Consider the following 22855-nt stretch of genomic DNA (forward strand, 5'->3'; position numbering starts at 1 on the left):
ATTAGCCTACTTCTTGAATTTGTCTCCCCAGAGCTGTATCATCCGTTCGGCATGTTTCTGTTCGGCAGGATTGTTCTGCGGTTGCCATATCCGTTTGTCTTTCAGTTCATCCGGCAGGAATTGCTGTTTGACGAAATTGCCTTCGTAGCTGTGGGCATATTTATATTCCTGTCCGTACCCTAATTGCTTCATCAGCTTTGTCGGTGCATTGCGCAAGTGCAGGGGGACAGGCAGATTACCCGTAGAACGGACTAATTCCAATGCGTCATTAATAGCGCTATAAGCAGAATTACTTTTGGGACTGGTGGCCAGATAAATGGTCGTTTCGGCCAGAGGAATTCTTCCTTCGGGCCAACCGATTTTCATCAATGTCTCAAAACAGGCGTTGGCAAGAAGTAATGCATTCGGATTAGCCAAACCGATGTCTTCGGCAGCAGAAATAACAAGTCTGCGGGCAATGAAAGCAGGATCTTCACCTCCTTCAACCATACGGGCGAGCCAGTAGATAGCACCGTCGGGATCGCTGCCGCGGATAGACTTGATGAAAGCGGAGATGATGTCATAATGCATTTCCCCGTCTTTGTCATAAGCAAGCGGATTCTGTTGCAGTCGTTCTGTCACCATATCGTCAGTGATGACAACAGTATCGTCAGTGTCCGACTCTACAACGAGTTCCAGTATATTAAGCAACTTGCGTGCGTCTCCACCGGAGAAGCGCAACATAGCTGTGGTTTCTTTCAGTTCAATCTTACGTTCTTTCAGTACCGTGTCTGTACTAATGGCACGTTCCAGAAGTTCCAGCAGATCTTCTTTCTCCAGAGATTTCAGCACATAAAGCTGGCAGCGGGACAAGAGAGGACGAATCACTTCGAACGACGGGTTCTCCGTGGTGGCACCGATAAGTGTCACCGTACCGTTTTCCACTGCTCCCAACAAAGAGTCCTGCTGCGACTTGCTAAACCGATGAATTTCATCGATAAACAGAATCGGGCTGGATTGGGAGAAAAATCGGTTGCTCTTGGCACGGTCTATCACTTCGCGGACATCTTTCACGCCGGAAGTCACTGCACTTAAAGTATAAAACGGAGTTTCCAGTTTGTTGGCGATAATCTGTGCCAGTGTCGTTTTTCCCACTCCGGGAGGTCCCCAGAGAATAAACGAAGAAATGCGTCCTGCGTCAATCATCTTCCGCAGGATAGCGCCCGGTCCCACTAAGTGTTTCTGACCGATATATTCATCCAGAGTTTTTGGCCGTAACCGTTCTGCTAAAGGTTGCATAAGTTTAGAATACCATTAATACCATGAAACGAATACCGTTTTTGTTGATACCCGGATTATCACGGTAAGTGAAACGATGTACATATTCAACGTGCAGCAACTTGAAAATGTTGTAAATGCCGACGCTTGCTTCTACGTAAGGTACTTTCGGGTCCATTACGAAACTGGTGAATTTACCGTCGCGCGTCGGGAAACGGAACAAGTCGGGATTGCTGCTTTTAAACGGATTGTTCTTGTCTGTCAACGTACCCCACAATGCGCGGACACGGAACATTTCTCTCCATTTCAAGTTTTTGAGTAAAGGAATGCGGTTGAACAACTTTCCATTCATATCGTAGGATATGGACATGGAAGCGAAGCGGTCGTTCAGGAATTCCATATTGTTAATCAAACAGAACGTTTCGCGCTGGGTGATATATGACAAGTTGGCTTCCGGCAAAATCAACAGTGGGAAAGGAACGGTATTCCACTCTGCGCCTGCCTTCACGCTGCAGTCAATCTTGCCCCATGAGGCGGGAAGCCAGAAACGTTTCCAGATACTTGCTTCCGTACGGTTGAAATTATATTCTCCTCCCAGCACTCCTTTGAATCCCATGGCATGAGTCAGCGTAAAGACCGGAGCGTCTAAAGATACGGGGACACGGCGTTGTTTTGAGTTGACGAACGACTCTCCCGGTGCATAACGCAATGTCATGCTGGCTTCGGAGGTTGTGACGTCGTGCACGCGTGTCTGCGCAGCGTCATTCCGCAGATATTCCAGTTTCCCGGTCGGCTCGTCGTTACGGTGACGGAGCATGGCTTTTACACCGAATCCGGTAGGCGTTTCCAGTTCATAATTGATAGTCGCGTCGCGCATGTATGACATCTGGTCTACGGTGGTCGTTTTCAGTGACAGGAAGATATTATCCTTGTCAGTAAACAGAAACTTGTCCATTGGAGACATTACATCATAACTATAAGTGGCGGAGATGTAATGTTTGGGAAATTCCCATACCACATAATCACGTTTGTTGAACGAATAAGTCAGCGTTCCGCTATATTTCCAGCGCTTGTCTTTCAGACCGTATGCTCCGTAACCGCTAAGGAACCAGTGCGGATTGAGGTTTGCGGTCGTCATACCACTCAACCGGAAACGGGTTCCGTCGATGTAGTTGCTCGAAATCATGGTGTTGATAGGGCCGATGTCGAACTTGTTCGGGCGGTCTTTGCCGGATGTTTCCACAAAGTTCTCAATCAGGGCTTTTGCACCGAAGATGATGTATTTGAATCCCGGAATCTGTTCGAGACGATTAACGAAAAGGTCCATAGTGCTTTCTTTTTTAGTCAGCGGCACCTGGCGCACGCTTGCCCAGTATTCGTCACTTTTCGAAAGCATATCCGCCTCTTTTATCACCTCTCCTTTCAATCGGAAGAGTCGCGGCTCTATCGGGTCGAACTGATAATTCGTATATTTCGTGGTACGTTCTACTTGTAGTCCTCCTGCCGTTTTGTTGGAACTCCATGAAAGGTCTACGGTCATGTTGTCATCCGACAATACCCAGTTTCCGTTGGGGAGTTGTTCGTATTGTTGCACGATATCCATGCGGTTGACGAAGTTGACTCCGGTCTTTTTTGGCAGGTTCATGGTACATTTCTGAACGGCATATGTAGAATCGTTCAGCACGTATAGATGTCCGGTAAAACCGAAATCCTGTGAGTTTTGCGGAACGAAAGTAAGATGTACACATTCGCGTTTGTCAACCATTAATGTATCCATTAGGTAGTATTTATAAAATGAAATGGCACTACTGCCGATAGGGCTGACAAAGCGTTGTTGCAACAAACGGATATCGTCCTCGTAGATGTTAATATCGGCAAAAACATCCTTTAATACGGTGCCGAGCATATCTCCGGTGTTGAAGAACTCTTCGATACCGTTAGAGTTTTTTCCTTTAATAATGGTCTTTTTGTTCTGAGGGTCTTTGCGGAAGATAGTTTGCGAAGCTGTTTCTTGCACGGAGATAGGAAGAATCAGTTTGTTGGTAGTTTCCGAAACTTCCACCTGATCTTTCAGGAAAGAATATTTCTTATAAATCCCTTTTTCCAGTTTTTCCGGTGTGAGATCGTTGATCGACATTTTCATCTTCTCGTACTTGTCGTACTGGTAGTAATCGTTCACTTCGAGGACTTGTGCCTTTTTGTGTTCGATGACTTTCTTCATAAATTCGACTGCCGGGTTATTCTTGCGGGAGTACTTTTCCTTTTTGGGCTTTACTACTACTTCGTTCAATACGACATTGTCCGGGGCCAGTTGTATGTTGATTGTCTGGTTGCCTGAACCGACTTTCACCGTTTTACTGATATACCCCACTGCGGAGAACACGAGTGTCCCCCCGTTTCTGCGGGTTTCAAGCTTATATTCTCCGTCGATATTGGTGATAGTTCCCATGTCTCTTTTTTCCTGGTAGTAGACAGAGATATACATCAATGGCTCATGGGTTACGGAATCTGTAACCACCCCTTTAATTTGCTGCGCAAAAGCATTTGAACCTGCCAATACGAGTAAGAACAGTATAAGTATTTTGCTATATCGTTGTTTCATAACGTTCGTAGTAGGGCTGCAAAGTTAACAAATAACTCGGATGTTAACAGAATATATAACTTTTTTTACCCATAGTTTTTTGTTATTTGCAAGCTGTTATCGTTTGACAATGAAAGGAATTAGTGGGTGATTCGCCTTTCTATAAATGAGTATCCCGCTTGTTACATTTGGTTTCCCGGCTTGAAACACTTTGTTCCCTCATGAGAAATCTTTGGTTTCGCTATATGAAACCCAAAGTTTCAAGCGTCTGAAACTAAAGTTTCCCATTGATGAAACTATGGTTTCTCATAAGGAAACTTTTAGTTTCCCGGCACGAAACTAAAATTGGTATGCCGGGAAATGATAAAAGGTATATAGGGCGATATTATTTGCCGGTAAGGATCTGTACAATGCGTTCGGCTGTACGTCCGTCCCAGCGTTCGGGAAGCTCACCTCGTTTCCATTCACCTTTCATCAGTGTATCCATTGCCTTGGCAAGTTCGGCAGGGTCTTCACCGACTAATTCGTTAGTCCCCATTCGCCAAGTTTCCGGGTGTTCGGCATACGTATTCAGCGTGATGCAGGGAATGCCCAGGAAAGTAGCTTCTTCGGCCACGTTGCCGGAATCTGTGATGATTCCTTTTGCTTTGTTGATGAGATATCCGAAGAAGAGGTAGTTCTGCGGTGGCATGATATGAAGATTCGGGGCTTCGATGCCTAACTCTTTGATTGCGTTGCGTACATAAGTATGTAAAGGTGCAACGATAGGCGTTCCTGCTGATTTTTCAATGATTGTATTCAAAAGCTGGCGCAGGTTCTCTTTGTCGTTGAGGAGTACGCGGCGGTTGAGAGTGAGCAGGAGATAGTTACCTTCTTTCAGTCCCAATACGGAAAACCAAATCGGTTTGAGTAACCGGTTCCGGTTATAGCGAATCGTATCAATCAAGATATTACCGACATAATATACATTTTCGCTTTCTGTTCCTGTTTGGTTCAGGTTACGGTTGGCAACCATTCCGGCTGTGAACAGATAGTCGGACAATCCGTCCGTAATCATGCGGTTCACTTCTTTCGGCATTTTCATATCGAAAGAACGGGTACCGGCTACGAGGTGGGCAACTTTGATTCCTTGTTTCTTGGCAACGATAGCGCAGCTCATGGTGGCAGTGAGGTCGTCTACCACGAGAACAACGTGTGCCGGGTTTTCAGTCAATTCCTGCTCGAAGGCTACCATGATTCCGGCTGTCAAACTTGTTGGATTACTGCTTTCCACTCCCAAATACACATCGGGAGCCTTCATGTCGAGGTCTGAAAACAGTGAAGCATCCAAACTGGTATCATCTTTTCTACCTGTATATACCAGGCGGTAAGAGATACTTTTACCCAGCGCCCGTGCGGCTTCAATAGCCCGTGTAATGGGTGCTATCTTCATGAAATTGGGGCGTGCCCCGGCAACAATTGTTATTTTCATACTGTTTCTATCAAATTCAGTTTAATTCTTGAAGCAAAAGTACATTTTCTTACGGAATTTATTTGTTACTTTGCAAACAAAATAACAAATATATGCCCACATTCGTTCAAATTCTTGATTTTATAGGCACATTTGCCTTTGCTATTAGTGGTATCCGGCTAGCTTCGGCAAAGCGATTCGACTGGTTCGGAGCTTACGTCGTAGGTCTTGCTACGGCTATTGGTGGTGGTACAATCCGTGATGTTCTGCTCGATGTTACTCCCGGGTGGATGACAGACCCTATTTATTTAATTTGTACAGGCGTAGCATTGCTTTGGGTGATTTGTTTCGGACGCTGGCTGATCCGCCTCAATAATACTTTCTTTATTTTTGACTCGATCGGTCTGGCACTGTTTACTGTTGTAGGTGTAGGCAAGAGCATTGCTTTGGGCTATCCTTTCTGGGTGGCTATCATCATGGGTAGCATTACGGGAGCGGCAGGCGGTGTGATTCGTGATGTCTTTATCAACGAAATCCCGCTAATCTTCAGAAAAGAAATTTATGCAATGGCGTGCGTAGTAGGCGGCATCACTTACTGGCTTTGTCATGTCGCAGGCATGGAGTCGTACGGATGTCAATTGGTTGGCGGTTCGACAGTTTTTCTTGCCCGTATTCTCGCCGTGAAATATCACATCTGCCTGCCTATATTAAAAGGTAGTGACGAAGTGGAGGCAAACGAGAACAAAGAGCAATGACGGAAGGAAGTTGGTTTATTCTTCCTTCACGTCCAGTTCCCCCTGGAAGCTTATGGATTGACGGTTTTGCATATTGACGTCAATACTTGTCGAACCATTTGAATATACTTTCACTCTGAAATCAAACTTATCTTCCGGGTTGCGGGCGGTGAATGTGATTACTGAATTGCCTTTCTTGTCCAGTTTCATGTTATACTCTTTAAGAGGGGCTTTGAAATTGAGTCCATTGCCTCCTCCGTAAGGGATACTGTAAGCCCGACCATAATAAGGTAAATAGGAGATTACCGAATCGTTTCTGATTTCCAGTGAGTATAAACTGGTCAATGGAATAGACCGGCCGCGCATAGGCATGGCGGTATTGACGTCTATCTTATAATTCTCTGAAACAATCAGTTCTTTCACAGCTTCTTTCTTCTGTTCCTTTTTCTCTTTCTTGCTTTGAGCCGAAAGAGTAGGGAGACCAACTAGCAAAGCTAGCAACAGCATAAGGATTTGTTTTTTCATTTTCATGTCAGTTGTATTTAGGTTGATATATATGTATAACAATCAAATATACTAAAAAGTCAGGAACTCCTCTCTTTTCTTTAATGAAAATTAAACAGAAATCCTGACCTTTATCTTATATTTCAGAAGAACTTAGAACTGTTCCAATATCTCAATCCGCTTTTCAATGGGAGGGTGCGTAGCAAACAAACCGCTGAATTTGCTATATAAGTCTTTGGTTTTCTTTTTAGGATTTTGAATAAATAATTGTGCTATGTCTTTCCGTTGCACTGCTTCTATTGCCGGATCGGCGGATATTTTACGCAAGGCACTGGCGAGTGCCAGCGGATTCTTCGTCATTTCCGCCGACCCTGCATCTGCCATATATTCGCGTTTGCGTGAAATGGCAAAACGCATCAGGCTGGCAAAAAGGAAACCGATAGCAGCTATCAGTAAAGCGATAAATATGAAGATGAAAATTCCTCCGCTACCTTTACTATTGCTACGTACACGTATATGTGTAATCGCATAGAAGGTGATTTCTGTCAGCATGGAGAAGATGCCGACAAACACGATAGAGATTATCAGCAAACGTACATCCCGATTGCAGATATGAGTAAGCTCATGCCCGATTACTGCTTCCAGTTCCTCGTCATTCAGCTTCTGGATGATGCCTCTTGAAAGAGTAATAGTGTATGTGCGGTCATTGATACCGCTTGCAAATGCATTCAGTGAATCATCATAAATGATATTTATTTTCGGCATGCTCATGCCTTGAGACATACAGAGGTTTTCTACTAAATTATAAACGCGTTTGTTCTCTTTGCGGTCTAGTGGTTTGGAACATGTGGCAGAATTAATGATACTTGTATTGGCCCAATAGGCAATGAGAAACCAAATTACCACCACTCCTAAAGTATACGGTAGAGAAGAGAGAAAGAAATGATTGACCATAGGCATCATTTCAATCTCCATACTCTTTCCGTATCCGAAGAGAACGAGTAAGTAACAGGACAGATAAAGGAGTGCTGTTACCAAACAAGGAAAAAGTAGTAATAGGAATCCGGAACGTAAGTTGTTCCGGTTCTGTTGTGTTTGGATTCCGACGTATTGCATCGCGTGTTTATTTTTTGCAGTTGGGTGGGACGGTGGTGTTCGGATTAGAAACTAATTTTGGGTGCCTGTTCCAGATTAGCACGTTCGTTCTTTCCCAAATCGAACATAATTTCTCTTTGGAATCCGGTCATTCCCGCAATAATGTTTGAAGGGAATGTCTGAACGGCATTATTATATTCTTTGGTTGCCGAGTTGAAATAACGGCGGACAGCAGCTAACTTATTCTCTACATCGGCAATTTCTTCCTGTAATTGCAGGAAATTCTGGTTTGCTTTCAGGTCGGGATAGGCTTCCAATGTGATTTTCAGTCCTGACAGGGCCGAGGATAGCTGGTTTTCGGCGGCTATCTTTTCGTCGATAGTTCTGGCACTGACCGCACCGTTGCGTGCCTGAATCACCCGGTCGAGAGTTTCTTTCTCGTGTGCGGCATATCCTTTCACGGTGTCTACTAGTTGAGGGATAAGGTCGTGACGTTGTTTCAGTTGCACGTCAATGTCGGCAAATGCGTTTTCACGATTGTTTCTGAGTTTCACCAGGGAGTTGTACATGGATGCGAAAATAATTCCCAATAGTACAATAATACCTACAATAATAAGTATAGTCATAGCCTTTCATTTTATTTAAATATATTAATCAAAAGTAGGCTATTTGTTTTTTTCTGCCAAACAGAACAGAATAAAAATCATTAATTACCACCTGAAATCTATCCAAATGCACCCGAAAACTGTCATTTGATAGAATTAACCCCTAAGAAATGACGAATTTCCCCCTGTCTGGTATTCAAAATACCTTTAAACTTGCATCATCGAGAAAAACGAAATATTAACCATAAAACCCTTAAAGTATGAAAAGTTTAAGTTTCAGAAAAGATTTAATTGGAGTTCAGGAGGAATTGCTTCGTTTTGCGTATAAGTTGACTGCCGATCGTGAAGAGGCGAATGATTTATTGCAAGAAACATCATTAAAAGCATTAGATAATGAGGAAAAATATGTTCCGGACACAAATTTCAAAGGATGGATGTACACAATCATGCGTAACATCTTTATTAATAACTACCGAAAAATAGTACGTGACCAGACTTTCGTCGATCAGACTGATAATTATTATCACTTGAATTTACCGCAGGACTCGGGATTCATGAGTACGGAAGGTGCCTATGACTTGAAAGAAATGCATCGTATTGTCAACGCATTGCCTAAGGAGTATAAGGTGCCTTTTTCTATGCATGTATCCGGATTTAAATACCGTGAGATTGCAGACAAATTGGGCCTTCCTTTGGGAACTGTGAAGAGCCGCATATTTTTTACACGACAACGTTTACAACAGGAATTGAAGGATTTTGTATAAATGGGGATAATACATTCAAACAAGCTTATTGATAATGCAAGGAGCAACGAAGTAGACTTCGGTTGCTCCTTTATTTTTTCTTCTTCTTTATCTCTTTCTTTGCGGCTTTTCCCTCCGGTGGAAACTTGGGGACGAGATTCATAAGCCGTAATATTTGCTTCTGCCGTTTTAATATATACGCCGAAGGTTTCGCCGAGTTAAACCGTATCGGATTCGGGAGAGTGGCGGCGATTAGTGCACATTGACCTTTGGACAGCTTGGCAGCTGTAGTGTTGAACTTATATTTTGCAGCAGCCTGTGCGCCATAAATCCCTTTACCCATTTCGATTGAGTTGAGATAAACTTCCATAATCCGTTCTTTCGGCCAGAATAGTTCTATGAGAAAAGTGAAATAGACTTCCAGGCCTTTCCGCACCCATGAAGATTGTGGCCATAGGAATACATTTTTTGCTGTCTGCTGGCTGATAGTGCTTGCTCCACGTTTCCGTTTCCTTGTTTCATTTTCTTTCATCGCTTTTTTGATTTCCACGAAATCGAATCCGTTGTGTTCGGCAAAACGGTTGTCTTCGGAAGCTATCACTGCCATTGGCAGGCTAGGAGATATCTTATCAAAAGAAACCCACGTGTGCTTCCACGTGGGTTTATCTCCTGAAATGATCTGTTGAACACCTCGAATGACCATTAACGGAGTAATATAAACCGGCATGAATCGATAAATAATGACCGTCAGTAAGGTCGATGTAAAAAAGAGAATCAACAGATTGCGTGTATAACGCAGAATTTTTTTAATTAGAAGCTGCCTGTGCATCTTTAATCATTTGCTCACTTGCGTACATGTACACTTCTACACGACGGTTCTGTTCACGACCTGCGGCTGTATCGTTGCTGGCAACGGGATCGCTTTCACCCATACCTTGCACGCCTTTAATCTGGTTGGTAGAAACACCGCAACTTAATAAGTAACTGGATACACTCTGTGCACGTTCTTGTGACAGGTTCAGGTTCTTTTGCTGGCTTTGTGCGGCAGTACTGTTCTTCCAGCCCTGATTGTCGGTGTATCCATAGATAGATACATCCATATCTCTGTTCTGGTTGAGCACATTGTTGGCGAATTTGCTTAATGCAGATTTAGCAGCAGCACTCAGATTAGCATTACCTGTTGTGAAAAGGATTCCTGAATCGAATGTCACTTTCACGGCTTGCAATCCGTTGTTGTCTGTTATCTGTTCTACTTGTGCGCCTTCAATTTGTTTTGCTTCTGCTGCGGCCTTATCCATTTTTTTACCAATGAGAGCACCTGTTCCTGCACCTACCGCCGTACCGATAGCAGCACCGATAGCAGCGCCTTTACCTTTACCGATAACACCACCTAGGATAGCACCCAATGCAGCACCCGAACCGCCACCAATAGCAGCACCTTTACCAGTGTTATTCATACTTGCACATCCACTGAATATCATGGTTATACTCATAAAGAGAACCATAAATTTCATCTTGTTCATAATGTTGATGTTTTAATTGTTTAATAATAATCTGTTTTTATATTTTAAATAACAACGCAAAGATACATATTATTTGCCAAGGTGATACTTTTTAAGTTAAAATAACTCGCACACTCTTGGCAGAGTGCTGAAAAATGTCGATAAACTGTTACTTTCCGACTACGGACGGGAGGTTCAGGCATTTCTTCCTAATGATGATAAACCAGCTTAGGAGGATAAGTCCTTTGGCAACAGTTGTGACGCTGACTGCCCACCAGATACCTTCTACTCCCATGCCCATTCGTACAAATAGAATGGCAAGCGGGATACGCATATAATTACATCCGATACTGATAATAGCAGGAGGTACGGTACGCCCGATACCATAGAATACTCCTTGCATGGTGATTTCGAGCATCATGAAAAGCTGGGAATACCCGTCAATGCGTAGAAATACACCTCCGGCCTCATAGGCTGCCTGCTCGGGTACGAATATTGAAAAGACTTCGTTTCCGAAGAAGATGAATAGCAGTGTACAGAAAGTTCCGAAGATTCCTGTCATCCATAAGGTGGTATACCATGCTTTGAGCACTCGTTCGGTTCGTCCGGCAGCATAGTTTTGGGCGATAAAAGCACTGAGTGCGGTTGAGAATCCTTGTGAAGTGTTCCAGGTAATTGCTTCGATTTGTCCTCCGGTCGTGAAAGTCATTAAGCCGATGTGGCCGCCTTGCTCAGAGGCGGTACGGCAGAGGAACATATTGACAAATGCAAACAGGGTATTCAATGTGGCTACGGGTAATCCTAGTTTTAGGATACGTCGTGTGTATCTCTTCTTTAATTGAGTGAAGAAAGGAAATCCACCGAGCAGTGAGTCTTTTCGGAAACGTAGTTGGTAGATGAAGATAGAGAAAACAGTAGCTTGTGAAATCCAGGTTGCATAAGCGGCGCCATTGGTCTCCAAACCGAAACCGAAGATGAACAGAGGATCAAGAATGATATTCAAAAGAAGTCCGGCACCACTGATATAGAACGGGATTTTACTTCGTCCTGCGGCATTGTAGATACCTGTAAAGGCGGCGGAAAGGAAAATAAACGGCATTCCGGTAGAGATAATCCGTAGATATTCTATTGCATTGGCGGTAATGTGTACCTCAAGTTCGTAGATACAGATGATGGGTTCTGCAAGGATGAAAAGTAATCCGCCCCAACAGAGAGAAATGATAAGTGCAATCGTAATGTTATGGGAGGCAAAGTGACGGGCATCTTCTTGATTTTGTGCGCCGATAGATTGTCCTACACTGACTTCGGAACCTACCTTATTTAATAGGGAGATAGAACCGGACATCCATGTCAGGATTCCGACAGAACCAATGGCTGCTACGGCTTCACTACCCAGCCGTCCTACCCATGCCATATCCGTGAGACTGTATGCCATTTGGATAAATGACGTAGCCATGATAGGCATTGCTAAATTGAATAGTTGACGATTGATTGGCCCGTGTGTCAGGTTTTTAATTCCTTGCATTTCTTTTTCTATTTAAAAGGAGGCGCAAAGATACATAAATTTACTATCTTCGCACATTAAATCATTCATTAATCAAAGTATACAGATACTATGAAACAGAAATTTTCTATTCTTTTATTCCTGTTGCTTTTATGGTTCACAGGTTCTCAGGCGGTAGCTCAGAATGCTCCGAACCCTTTTGATATTGAACAACCTTCGCTTCGCGTATTTCTTCCGGCGCCGGAATTGGCTACAGGTCGTGCTGTAGTGGCGTGCCCGGGTGGTGGATATTCGCACTTGGCTGTAGACCACGAAGGATATGATTGGGCACCGTATTTCAACAAACAGGGTATCGCATTGATCGTTCTGAAATATCGTATGCCGAATGGTGACCGTACACTTCCTATTTCGGATGCCGAGGCTGCCATGAAGATAGTGCGGGACAGTGCTGATGTATGGAATCTGAATCCGAGAGATATCGGTATCATGGGATCTTCTGCCGGCGGACATCTTGCATCGACAATCGCGACTCATGCCAAACCGGAACTTCGTCCTGATTTCCAGATTCTTTTCTATCCGGTAATTACAATGGATAAGTCGTATACTCACATGGGTTCCCATAACAGCCTTTTGGGTAAGGATGCTTCTGCTGAGTTGGAAAAGGAGTATTCTAATGAGAAGCAAGTGACAAAAGAAACACCGCGTGCTTTTATCGTTTATAGTGATGATGATAAGGCTGTTCCGCCCGCTAATGGAGTGAATTATTATCTGGCTCTGAATAAGAATGGTGTTCCTGCTGTTCTGCATATTTACCCTTCCGGTGGTCATGGTTGGGGAATTCGTGAAGGTTTCCTTTATAAGGATGAGATGTTGAACGAACTGACTTCATGGTTACGTAGTTTCAAAGCTCCCCGTAAGGATGCCGTTCGTGTAGCTTGTATTGGCAATAGTATTACGTATGGAGCACGGATTAAGAATCGTGATCGTGATAGTTATCCTTCTGTTTTAAGTCGTATGCTGGGTGACGGTTATTGGGTAAAGAATTTCGGAGTAAGTGCCCGCACGTTGCTGAATAAGGGTGATCGTCCTTATATGAATGAAAAGGCTTATCAGGATGCATTAGCTTTCAATCCTAATGTTGTGGTTATCAAACTGGGAACAAATGACAGTAAATCGTTTAACTGGAAACATAAAGCCGACTTCACGAAAGATATGCAGACTATGATTGATGCTTTCAAGGCATTGCCTGCCCAACCGAAAATCTATCTCTGTTACCCTTCTAAGGCATACCAAGCTAATGAAAGTATCAACGATGATATTATTTCTAAAGAAATTATTCCGATGATTAAAAAAGTTGCCAAGAAAAACAAGTTGGATATAATTGATCTTTATACGGCAATGGATGGAATACCACAACTCTTTCCGGACAAAATTCATCCGAATGAAGAAGGTGCCAAAATAATGGCAAAAACTGTTTACGAATCAATTAGAAAATAGAAGCATATCTTTTTACTTTGATTATTTAGCCTTCTAAAATGCTGGTAATCATACGAAAAACTATTTAAGCAAATATTTGTAAATGTTATAGCCACTAATACTATAGAAAGTAGGTATTAGTGGCTATTCTTCTTATAATATGCTAAAAAAGTGTCATTTTGAAAGAATGGGAAGCCTGTAATATCTAATTTTGTGCTCGTGAATGTGTTGAAATGATTAATGGATAATGTCTTTACTTCATCAATTATGAGCAAACAACAAGATTTTGTGTTCTTATCAAAGTTAATGGCTAATGCCAATATGGGGTGGTGGGAAGCTAATTTGGCAACGGAATGTTATACCTGTTCCGAATATATATCTGAGATTCTGAATTTGGATGAAACAGGGACTATTAGTTTTGAGGATTTCAATAAACGTATTTTGAATGAAGAACAAGGTCCGACAACGGTTCGCTCTTTCGATGTACAGTCGATGTCGGAAGTCGTTTATTTATTAAAAACCCCAAAAGGGTCAGTTTGGATGCGTAGTAAGATTTGTTTTCGAGAAGTAGATGATAAGGGAAATACGATTGTGTATGGCATTGCAGAAATGCAGGACGGACCGGATACTGCAATAGCTTGTCAGGCTTTACAACGTAGCGAACGGCTTTTACATAATATTTATAAGAATTTGCCTGTTGGCATTGAGTTGTATAATAAGGAGGGAGTATTGGTCGACCTCAATGATAAAGAATTGGATTTGTTTCATGTAGATAGTAAGGAGGAACTTCTAGGCATCAATATTTTCGAGAATCCAGTTTTCCCGGAAGAGATGAAGGAGAGGTTGAGGAATAATGAGGATGCGGACTTTACCTTTCGCTATGATTTCTCAAAGTTAGGAGAATATTATTCGAATAATAAGGCGGAAGGTACAATCGATCTTGTGACTAAAGTAACTACTTTGTATGATGAGAATCATAATCCGGTTAATTATCTGCTGATTAATGCTGATAAAACGGAGACTACGGTTGCTTATAATAAGATTCAGGAATTTGAGGAATTTTTTGAGTTAATAGGTGACTATGCGAAAGTGGGTTATGCTCATTTTAATATTCTAAGCAAGCAGGGACATGCACAGAAAAGTTGGTATAAAAATATAGGAGAAGAGTCTGGAACTCCTTTATCCGAGATTATTGGTACATATAAATCTTTTCATCCTGATGACCGTGATTTGATTCTTCAGTTTTTTGAGGAGGTACAAAAAGGAAATGCTGATAAGTTAAGTCATAAAATACGTGTCTTTAGGGAGAATGGAGAGTGTACATGGACGCATGTTAATCTCTTTGTCAGAAAATATGCACCCCAAGATAAAGTCATAGAATTGATTAGTATTAATTATGATATTACAGATTTGAAACAGATAGAAGAAATGCTCGTTAATGAACGTGATAGAGCTGAAGCTTCAGATCGTTTAAAGTCAGCTTTCTTGGCTAATATGAGTCATGAAATCCGTACTCCGTTGAATGCTATTGTTGGTTTTTCAAGTCTGTTGGCCAGTGCGGAAAATGTAGTGGAAAAGGAGCTTTATAATTCTTTAATTAGTCATAATAACGAACTTTTGCTTAATCTGATCAATGATATCATTGATTTGTCTAAAATTGAAGCCGGATATTTGGAGTTACATCAGAATTGGTTTAATCTTACGGAGCTTCTTGATGAGTGTGTGGCAGAATATGCTCGTCTTCTTCCTTCTGGTGTGGAACTTCTGACCAGTTATCCGGAACATGATGCTTTGGTGGAACTTGATAAGTTGCGTATCAAGCAGATATTGAATAATTTTCTTTCAAATGCTTTGAAGAATACGATTCGTGGATATGTGGAAGTGTTTTATGAAATAGATAAGCATTGCGTTAGAATTGGGGTAAAAGATACCGGTCGTGGTATTCCTCAGAATATGTTGGAGAAGATATTTGAAAGATTTGAAAAAGTGGACTCTTTTGCACAAGGTGTGGGGTTGGGGTTATCTATTTGTAAATCTATTGTCGATAAAATGAACGGACGAATACAAGTATACTCTCAGCTAGGATTGGGCACTACTTTTATTGCAGAGCTACCTTGTCATTCCATATTAGTCAATGAATAAAAAACAATTGATGTTTCTGTGGTTTTATACCTGTTTGCATTTATTCATTCGGATATCTCATTATATAAATTAGCCAGTTTGTTATATGTTCCTCTGTGCAGGCATGATACTACTTTTCGGGCAGGAATTCCCCGAAGAGTAATATCATCTTTCCTCTGTAATAATTTTGCTGATTTAAATCCGATAACCATTCTAATATTTTCTTCAGTCAGATTTTCATAATCAGGATACTTAACAAAAGGAATATCTGTTGTAGCTGCATCTTGTTCTTCAAACAAAGAACTTATTTTCATAAAACTTTCTCTAATAGCCTGTGACATTCTTAGTATATCCGTTTGTTATTCAATAATTAAGGTCGGTTGTTCGGCTTGTGGTATTGGCTACACTGAATTTGGGCTAATAGATAATACCTATTTTCCTGAATATCCTAAAAGTACGACTTATCAACGACGACTTCTACCGCTTGTAATGATGAAATCAAGAGAAAGACAAAGAATAAATCCCTGATAATCATTGATTATCAGGGATTTATTCTTTGTCTAGTGATCCGCCTGGGGTTCACCACTGAATTATATCTAATTGATATATAGATGATTATTAAGTCTTCTTTTTTTAGTCCACCTATTTCACCACAGATTATTTTCTGCGTTTTGCTGTGGGCTCCACAGTGACTTTCAATAGTGATACAAAAATAGCTACTTTTGTTGGAATTTGCAACTGAATTGATAAGTATTTCATTATCAATGCCAAAATGTTTTAGATATTTTACTGCTTTTTGAATTATTGTGTCATTAATTACTTTTTTGCGATCCATTGCTTATACTCATGACCAATAATCTGAATCACGTTTTGAATAAAGAAATGACTCTGTACTGAAAACTCTAAAAAATAAGTGTTAGGAAAAAATGATTAAGATTGAAAGTTACCCTTTCGCTACACTTGTGAGGAATTATAAGAAGTCATTGAAAATGCGGCCGTTCTGCAGCATATTTGTAAGGAAAACGATGCGGCACTTTTCATGCTGCCGGATGATAAGGGGAGAATTGATTGACCTTAATCCCACTGAAATAGAAAGACGGCGTTTGAACAGGCGCATGTGCTTTGTCGAAGAGGAAAAGAAACAAGACATTATTCGATTATGGATATAATATAATCAATCAAAAGGATGCGATTGATTGCTAGGTTATAAAAAGATAGGTTGATGAACACCGATTTGTTATGTAGCGGGGTGAAGTTATAGCTGTCCAAGAACTTCTCCACCGCATAGATATAACTGTCTACCTTGTTGCTGGTGTATTCTTTGGCTATGACATTTTCTTTTCTAGCCGCATTCCCATTTCGTTATTCCAAGTTGGACAACCTTAAAGGTATGTCAGGAAAGTGGATTAACACAACACTTTCCTACGCGTTGATTCCCGTCCTAAATTCCTAGGTGGAACTGAACAGTAAGCAGATGTGGTTCGTGTTCATATTCATATCGCTGAATAGTTACTTGCGCGCATTATTGTTGTTTGCTTCCTGAATGAATTTTGTCTACCTTTCTAGGATGTTAGGTCTTCTACAAGTTTGAGCTATATTTCGCTGTAGATGTTCTATTGATCAAGTTTATAGGTACTCAAGTCAGAATTACCATTATGTAAAGATTTACATAATGGTAATTCTGACTTGAGTTCAGTTATTCTTCGCAAAGTATGGTACCTATATGACTAATTGATATTTAGGAGTTTCAATATTACCGAAATCTCTGTTCCTTGCTATGTATCATAATTTTGTGTAAATAATTTGCAATTTTCTCGTCATTCCATTTGCGTCTACCATACTGATTCTTCTGCTTACTGAGTGCCATTGCTACTAAGGAATACTCGTTAGGAAGAGAGGTTGCGAAAATACCTTTGTCATCGGTATTTATAGAAACATTAAGCCGGTGCGGATTTCCATCTGGTAAATTTTCTTCCAGTTGGTGGAAACGAAGAAGGGGAAGTTCTTCATATTTGGAAAAGGGACCTATCATCACATTAGATGACGGGTTACATTCAATGGCGATACCCTTTTCTTCTATTTCATACATCATACATTCCTGTATTTTGGAAATAATGTCCGGGAACTCCTCCGGTAACTTGCAGGAGCAGGTTTTTGCTCCTATATCCTTTATTTTTGCTGCGAGCTGATAGTCTTGATATATTTTGCCAGCTTCTGTATCATTTCGGGCATTCATACATTTGGGATCACTACAAAATTGTGCTTTCTTCCAGTTTGAGGAATAGTCCATTTTATCAATTCCTTCATTCATTAGATTATCACTCCTCAGATACATACTATTTCTGTAATGAATAAGACTGAAGGTTTTCTTATATCCTATTTGATTATATAATTCTGAGCAGTGGTCTTGGATAAACAGATTCATACGAGGGGGGATCTGAATGTTATATTCCATAGCCTTAAAATATATCCAAACCAGATTGTCCAATAGATATTGACGTGGCATGACTACTGTATGATGTCTTTTCTTATAATATGTAGCTGCATCAACACCTAATGCCAAGGCATGTCCTAACCTGTTTCCTCTTGTGTATTCCATAAAAAGCAATACATCGTCAATGGACCGTAGTCCATCAGCCAGATCATAAAAATCTTCCCCGACATGATAGGTCATATTGCCAAACCCCTGTAACCGAGCATATCTGAATGCTTGTGCAAAAACCTCCGGGCGACAGTTGAACTCTGAACCGGCAACATCGATGCCGGTTATGGAATACAGCGTTTTATTTCTACAAATTTCCAATATCTGACTGATATCCCATTTAAGTTTTGCACGTAAGGTTGAGTGTCTGGGTCGTGAATTTTGATTGTATCCCTTATCTTCCTGTTTAAGGAAATGGACAACAAAACTGATTTTTTCATTTGGGTCGTTTTTTTCTATCGGCTCCCGTTCTTCCTGCAATTGCCGAGGAGAAGCATTAAATAACTTATTAAAACATGGAATCCGGACGATGTCTCTTAGCTCAGGAGGTATGCGTACCTCCAAATAGTCGGCAGTATTAGGACGCAAACTGGATTGTATGGCATAAGGCTGATAGATATTTTTAAAAGCTGTATCAGCAAGTTTGGATTTCCTTGCTTCGTAACGCTTAAAATTCTGAAAGCCGATAAGCCGATTCGTTTGAACTAACTCTCTCCGAAAACGGATTTTAATAAGTTCATATAAGTAGACATAGCCGATGAATGTTTCAAGTTCTGGACTTTTATCACCTCCATAATAACGTCGGAAAAATGTGTAGAGTAGCACCCGTTCTCCCCGATGGATCATGTAAATGGAATCACAATCTTCTTTTTCAATATCAAACTGTTTCTGAATAGCATATTCCGGTTTATTCTCCTTCAAAGCGAATAAAGTTAAAGCTTCTGACCGGAGTGAATCAATATCCGCTTGAATATTTTTGATTTCAATGCTATAAAACATCGGGTCCGTTATAATCCGAAGTACATCAGGCAGGTTCAATTGTTCAAGTTTATACCGTTTGAATAAAAATTGGTACAACTTTACCCGGATTGCTGCCGCAGCAATACATAACTTATGCATTCCACATAAAGAGGTTCCGTTTGCAATAATCACAGGGTTTTCTTGTGTCTCATTCAACAGATTAAACTCATTGCCTCTACCATCTACTTTATTCATCAGACTTAGCCAACTTAGTTCGAAAATGTCCGCCGAAGCTCCCAAATGGGCATGTACATCTGAAAGTCCTTCATTTAAAATTTTGTTTATTCCCCAATTATTATGTGGCAGAATATTCGGCCATGTAAAGAAGTGTCTTTCACAATCACTCTGGATATCTCTATTTGCCAAGAAAGCTGTAATAAACAATTCTTCACCTAAACAAAGGGTTAATTCTCTCCAACGGAACAGATGCTCGAACTGTACCTTAGGCATTTTCTTATCATAATCCAATACCCGTTCAGAAAAATAATCCAAAACAAGGAAGCATTGATTCAGTTTTGAAATTTCTGTCTGTCTGTTGGGATGAGACATCCACTCATCCTGTACCAACTTCTTCAAAGACTCCGCTTCCGAAAAAGTAAAAGAGGTTTCCCGCCATTTCACTAGGTGTGAGAACGGATCCATAAATGAATTCTCTTTTTGTTCTTGGAGTAGTCTGACGACATTCTCTACCGGATAATCGTAAAATAATGCTTTTAATGTTGCCCTTATCAAATCCATGATTAATTATGAATTTTGGATATCTGTTTCTGATGTTATGCTTGTCTCTGGTGTACTAGATATAGAATCCTCATTTACCATTATTTCAGTTGCCACAGTTTCTGTTACAGGGCTACCATCCCGATGTTTTTTTTCTAAATCTTTCAGATATTGCTGGATAATCGGATTTTCCTTTAGAATTTTTATAATATCACTTTTGTTCTTGGTTTCGTCAACGGGGAATAACATTTTCCATTCAGCACGTGGCATTATACCATATATTTCTGGCTGTTTTTCCCTTATTTTGGTTATTATTGTACTGCCTTTTATCGCAGATGTAACTGATTCTAGGAAATCTTTAAACGAATTCATCATAGAATCATTCTCTATTTCTTTGTCATCTAATACAAATATTGAATCAAACAAATCTTCCGGGCACTCTTTCAGAAAGTTGCTTATCGCAGTTAGAAAATCAAACTTTATTGTATATGCATCATTTTCTATTCTATCATAAGTCTTCATTTCTGAACTAATGATAGATTGATAAAATTCACTGATTCGATCCTTGTTCACACTAGGAGTGCGAACATTATAACGTATGCTTTTCATCTGTTCCATCATGGAAGACAGGACTTCTGCATTTCGTATCGTAGAATCGGAAATTAATCTCTTTTCCCAGTAGTCCACTATCTCTACTTTCGGTTCGTCATTCTTTGTGGCTTCTGCTATCATCTGTCTTAATAGGCTCCATTCATGATTTAAGGCAAAATTATATAAACTTTTATCAAATCGGTCATACGTATATTTAATGTTTAACATATTATAGAAAGGAGACAAAACATCGAATACAAAATAGTTCTTTTCTTTATTAAACGGTTTCAAATAATAAGGGATAGAATCTGTCCTTTTGATATCTGCATATGTACCTGCTTCAAACTCTTTTTGCTCAATGGAACGAGTGATTGTAAGCATGAAGAACTCCAGTAATTTGAATTTCTGTTTAAATTCATCTATGGAGTCTTCCGTAATAGAAGCATCGGTTTCGATTTCAGAAATTTTCTTTTTCAAGATATCCATCAATAGTTTTCCTTTGATTACTTTAAAGTCTCTTGGCTGTTTTCCTTGTATCTTGGCAAGTATATCTCCTGGTTCATAGGTGAAGTAGGAACCATTCACAAATCGTTGTAATACGTTTGTTCGTTTAAACCAAGCGTCACTTTTATAGATTTCACCAATACTATTTTTATCATCTTCTTCAGGGTGTAATTCACCTTGTTGCTCTGATATCACATCATAATATTCATACATACGTATGGAATAGAAAGATTTTAGGAAAAATACTAAGAATTTGAGTTGTTCGTCCACATTATTTTGTTCCAAATAGTTCAGAATGACAAAAACATCTCCTATAGATACATTATATGCATAATTGGCTGTATTTAAGATTGGTTTGAATGAATCCGGCAGATTTTCTTGTCTCAGATCTGGAAGATTTCTTAAGTAGGAGACAACCATTTTATTAATAGAATTGGAGTTTTCATTATCTATCAATTTGGATACAAATTGTTGATTCTCTTTGTTTAATTTTTGTATCCACGATTGATAAAAGTAGGATTTGAACTGTTGCTTATTCCTCATATGTAGATCATTACTTTCAAAATCAGGTAGTCTGTATAACATACCAAGTAATTGTCTCAAACTACGCAAGTTATTAGGTACAATAGGAGAAATACTCCCCTTACTGTTGTAGAACAGATAACGTGTTTTGCTGAAAATCAATTGTACTACGGCCTCTTTTACGGAATTATAGTTAGGATTATCGGATTGAGTCTCCTGATCTTTACGTTCATCGTAAATATATAATGGATTATTGCAGAAATCGCTTACTTTCGGCATATTAATACGATTCCCGAATGGAATAAGTTTTGTCACATATTTAGAGGCCATCCCGTTAATATCTATAGTATTGGAAGATGTTTTTAGCTCATTTCCAATGTTTATACTGATTGCATCAATCAACTGGTCTACCTTCAATGAAATGAGTAATATACAATGCTTATTATTAAGATATTTTCTTACCTGTTCTGCCATCTCGTATGCACCGGACATATTCAAATCAAGGTCATCAATGCAAATAACCAGTTTTTTCTTTTTTATGAAATCAAGGTATTGTTTGAACAATTCTTGAATATAATTCTTCAGTGATATACCGGCGGATAAAGCATCCAATTCTTCTAATGGATCATAAAGTTCTCTTTTTTCTTTTTCCAAATGACGCATACATAGTTTGGTTTTATGGAAGTGCTTGACCACTTCATTTTTTTTGTATGGGTCCTGCTCTGAGTGTGTTTTTTCGGTAGTATATCGTTCGAACTGTCCATACAATTGCCCCAATACTAATTCCAGCACATTATGTTTTTGGTCGAAAAATGCCGGGTCGATTACTGGCAGCAATTCCAGTTCTTGAGGGAAAATTTGATGACCAGTTAAAACTTCTTTAACAGTATCATAATTGTCATAATCCAAAATATGCCTGACAGTAGTCATACATGAAGTTTTCCCTTCACCCCGGTCTCCACAAAAAGCAATGATATTGCTTATATTTGTTAATGGATTGTCCATTATCTCTTGAAATAAATCTAATGCCTGTTTGTATTGATCTTTGAATATCGAATCATTATATGTAGAATTTTCTATGATGATTCCATTCTCTTCTCCATTATAAAATTTGATATATTTCATAACTCTATTATTTTATATTAATAATTTCTGTAATTCTTGTGATTCATCTGGGTAATGTGCAAATTAAATAAAATAAATGGTTAAAGCCAAGGAAAGTTTGTCCCTTTTGGACATTATGGAATTTAAATTCTTCAAACTAAGAAAATCGAACTAAAAAACAGTAAATATATGTATGCATCTTTCATGTAAGCAACTATATGTGCCTTTTTGTGAAAACTTTTTAAATCATCCTCATTCTGCATAATTGTAATTATTTAAATTTCCTGTTCTGCACTTTATTATAATCTATGTCTGCGCTTCTTCTTTTTCTTGTGCTTGAAGT

At 39.9% G+C, this 22855-nt stretch carries 16 protein-coding genes and 1 pseudogene; 5 read left to right on the forward strand and 12 right to left on the reverse strand.

Translation table 11 applies throughout. The features are described from left to right. Window positions 1–6: 6 nt before the first annotated feature. The 3 genes from BHV72_RS13345 to wecB form a co-directional block, all read right to left on the reverse strand. Window positions 7–1278 carry a replication-associated recombination protein A gene (locus tag BHV72_RS13345; protein WP_005676396.1) on the reverse strand — a complete coding sequence of 424 codons (1272 nt, stop codon included), beginning with the start codon at window positions 1276–1278 and terminating at the stop codon, window positions 7–9. Window positions 1279–1282: 4 nt separating this feature from the next. Continuing rightward, the gene (locus BHV72_RS13350; RefSeq protein WP_130056591.1) at window positions 1283–3859 is read right to left on the reverse strand and encodes a DUF5686 and carboxypeptidase-like regulatory domain-containing protein; all 2577 of its coding nucleotides are present in this window, start codon (window positions 3857–3859) and stop codon (window positions 1283–1285) included. Between the two features lie 364 nt (window positions 3860–4223). Then, entirely contained in the window at window positions 4224–5309 is a 1086-nt protein-coding gene (gene wecB, locus BHV72_RS13355) for a non-hydrolyzing UDP-N-acetylglucosamine 2-epimerase (protein ID WP_005676392.1), read from the reverse strand. 92 nt (window positions 5310–5401) lie between these two features. Between wecB and BHV72_RS13360 the strand changes: the two genes are divergently transcribed. After that, window positions 5402–6043 carry a trimeric intracellular cation channel family protein gene (locus tag BHV72_RS13360; protein WP_005676391.1) on the forward strand — a complete coding sequence of 214 codons (642 nt, stop codon included), beginning with the start codon at window positions 5402–5404 and terminating at the stop codon, window positions 6041–6043. Between the two features lie 15 nt (window positions 6044–6058). Here BHV72_RS13360 and BHV72_RS13365 read toward each other — a convergent pair whose 3' ends face one another. The 3 genes from BHV72_RS13365 to BHV72_RS13375 all read right to left on the reverse strand — a co-directional run bounded on the left by BHV72_RS13365 (window position 6059) and on the right by BHV72_RS13375 (window position 8247). Further along, window positions 6059–6553 (reverse strand): DUF4251 domain-containing protein, encoded by a 495-nt coding sequence (locus tag BHV72_RS13365; RefSeq protein ID WP_005676390.1) that lies wholly within the window; start codon window positions 6551–6553, stop codon window positions 6059–6061. A gap of 126 nt (window positions 6554–6679) precedes the next feature. Then, on the reverse strand, window positions 6680–7642 hold the full coding sequence (locus BHV72_RS13370) for a M48 family metallopeptidase (RefSeq protein ID WP_286856149.1): 963 nt from the start codon (window positions 7640–7642) through the stop codon (window positions 6680–6682). Window positions 7643–7686: 44 nt separating this feature from the next. Beyond that, on the reverse strand, window positions 7687–8247 hold the full coding sequence (locus BHV72_RS13375) for a LemA family protein (RefSeq protein WP_005676388.1): 561 nt from the start codon (window positions 8245–8247) through the stop codon (window positions 7687–7689). A gap of 239 nt (window positions 8248–8486) precedes the next feature. Here BHV72_RS13375 and BHV72_RS13380 point away from each other — a divergent pair, with 239 nt between their 5' ends. Then, on the forward strand, window positions 8487–8990 hold the full coding sequence (locus BHV72_RS13380; protein WP_005680686.1) for an RNA polymerase sigma factor: 504 nt from the start codon (window positions 8487–8489) through the stop codon (window positions 8988–8990). Window positions 8991–9060: 70 nt separating this feature from the next. Here the strand turns inward: BHV72_RS13380 and mtgA are convergent, their stop codons facing one another. The 3 genes from mtgA to BHV72_RS13395 form a co-directional block, all read right to left on the reverse strand. Then, window positions 9061–9798: a monofunctional biosynthetic peptidoglycan transglycosylase gene (gene mtgA, locus BHV72_RS13385; RefSeq protein ID WP_122264672.1), complete on the reverse strand. Its 738-nt coding sequence runs from the start codon at window positions 9796–9798 to the stop codon at window positions 9061–9063. Continuing rightward, entirely contained in the window at window positions 9776–10492 is a 717-nt protein-coding gene (locus BHV72_RS13390) for a YiaD family glycine zipper/OmpA-like lipoprotein (protein ID WP_005676385.1), read from the reverse strand. The genes mtgA and BHV72_RS13390 overlap by 23 nt, the downstream gene beginning before the upstream one ends. Before the next feature lie 148 nt (window positions 10493–10640). Further along, entirely contained in the window at window positions 10641–11996 is a 1356-nt protein-coding gene (locus BHV72_RS13395; RefSeq protein WP_005680691.1) for an MATE family efflux transporter, read from the reverse strand. Window positions 11997–12086: 90 nt separating this feature from the next. On the opposite strand from BHV72_RS13395, the gene BHV72_RS13400 reads away from it, so the two are divergent. Together BHV72_RS13400 and BHV72_RS13405 are read left to right on the forward strand one after the other, a co-directional pair. Continuing rightward, entirely contained in the window at window positions 12087–13472 is a 1386-nt protein-coding gene (locus BHV72_RS13400) for a GDSL-type esterase/lipase family protein (RefSeq protein ID WP_286856151.1), read from the forward strand. Window positions 13473–13718: 246 nt separating this feature from the next. Continuing rightward, the gene (locus tag BHV72_RS13405; RefSeq protein ID WP_122118530.1) at window positions 13719–15593 is read left to right on the forward strand and encodes a PAS domain-containing sensor histidine kinase; all 1875 of its coding nucleotides are present in this window, start codon (window positions 13719–13721) and stop codon (window positions 15591–15593) included. Window positions 15594–15637: 44 nt separating this feature from the next. Here the strand turns inward: BHV72_RS13405 and BHV72_RS13410 are convergent, their stop codons facing one another. Beyond that, on the reverse strand, window positions 15638–15913 hold the full coding sequence (locus BHV72_RS13410; protein ID WP_122118518.1) for a GyrI-like domain-containing protein: 276 nt from the start codon (window positions 15911–15913) through the stop codon (window positions 15638–15640). Window positions 15914–16498: 585 nt separating this feature from the next. Between BHV72_RS13410 and BHV72_RS13415 the strand changes: the two are divergent. Beyond that, window positions 16499–16743, forward strand: a pseudogene (locus BHV72_RS13415) (hypothetical protein); the annotation flags it as partial. A gap of 582 nt (window positions 16744–17325) precedes the next feature. Here the strand turns inward: BHV72_RS13415 and BHV72_RS13420 are convergent. Next, window positions 17326–19812 (reverse strand): amidohydrolase family protein, encoded by a 2487-nt coding sequence (locus BHV72_RS13420; protein WP_286856153.1) that lies wholly within the window; start codon window positions 19810–19812, stop codon window positions 17326–17328. A gap of 6 nt (window positions 19813–19818) precedes the next feature. Beyond that, complete coding sequence (locus tag BHV72_RS13425; protein WP_286856154.1) at window positions 19819–22533, reverse strand: hypothetical protein; 2715 nt, start codon at window positions 22531–22533, stop codon at window positions 19819–19821. Window positions 22534–22855: the final 322 nt, after the last annotated feature.

The sequence above is a fragment of the Bacteroides sp. 43_46 genome (assembly GCF_001915455.1).
Taxonomy (GTDB): Bacteria; Bacteroidota; Bacteroidia; order Bacteroidales; family Bacteroidaceae; genus Bacteroides; species Bacteroides caccae.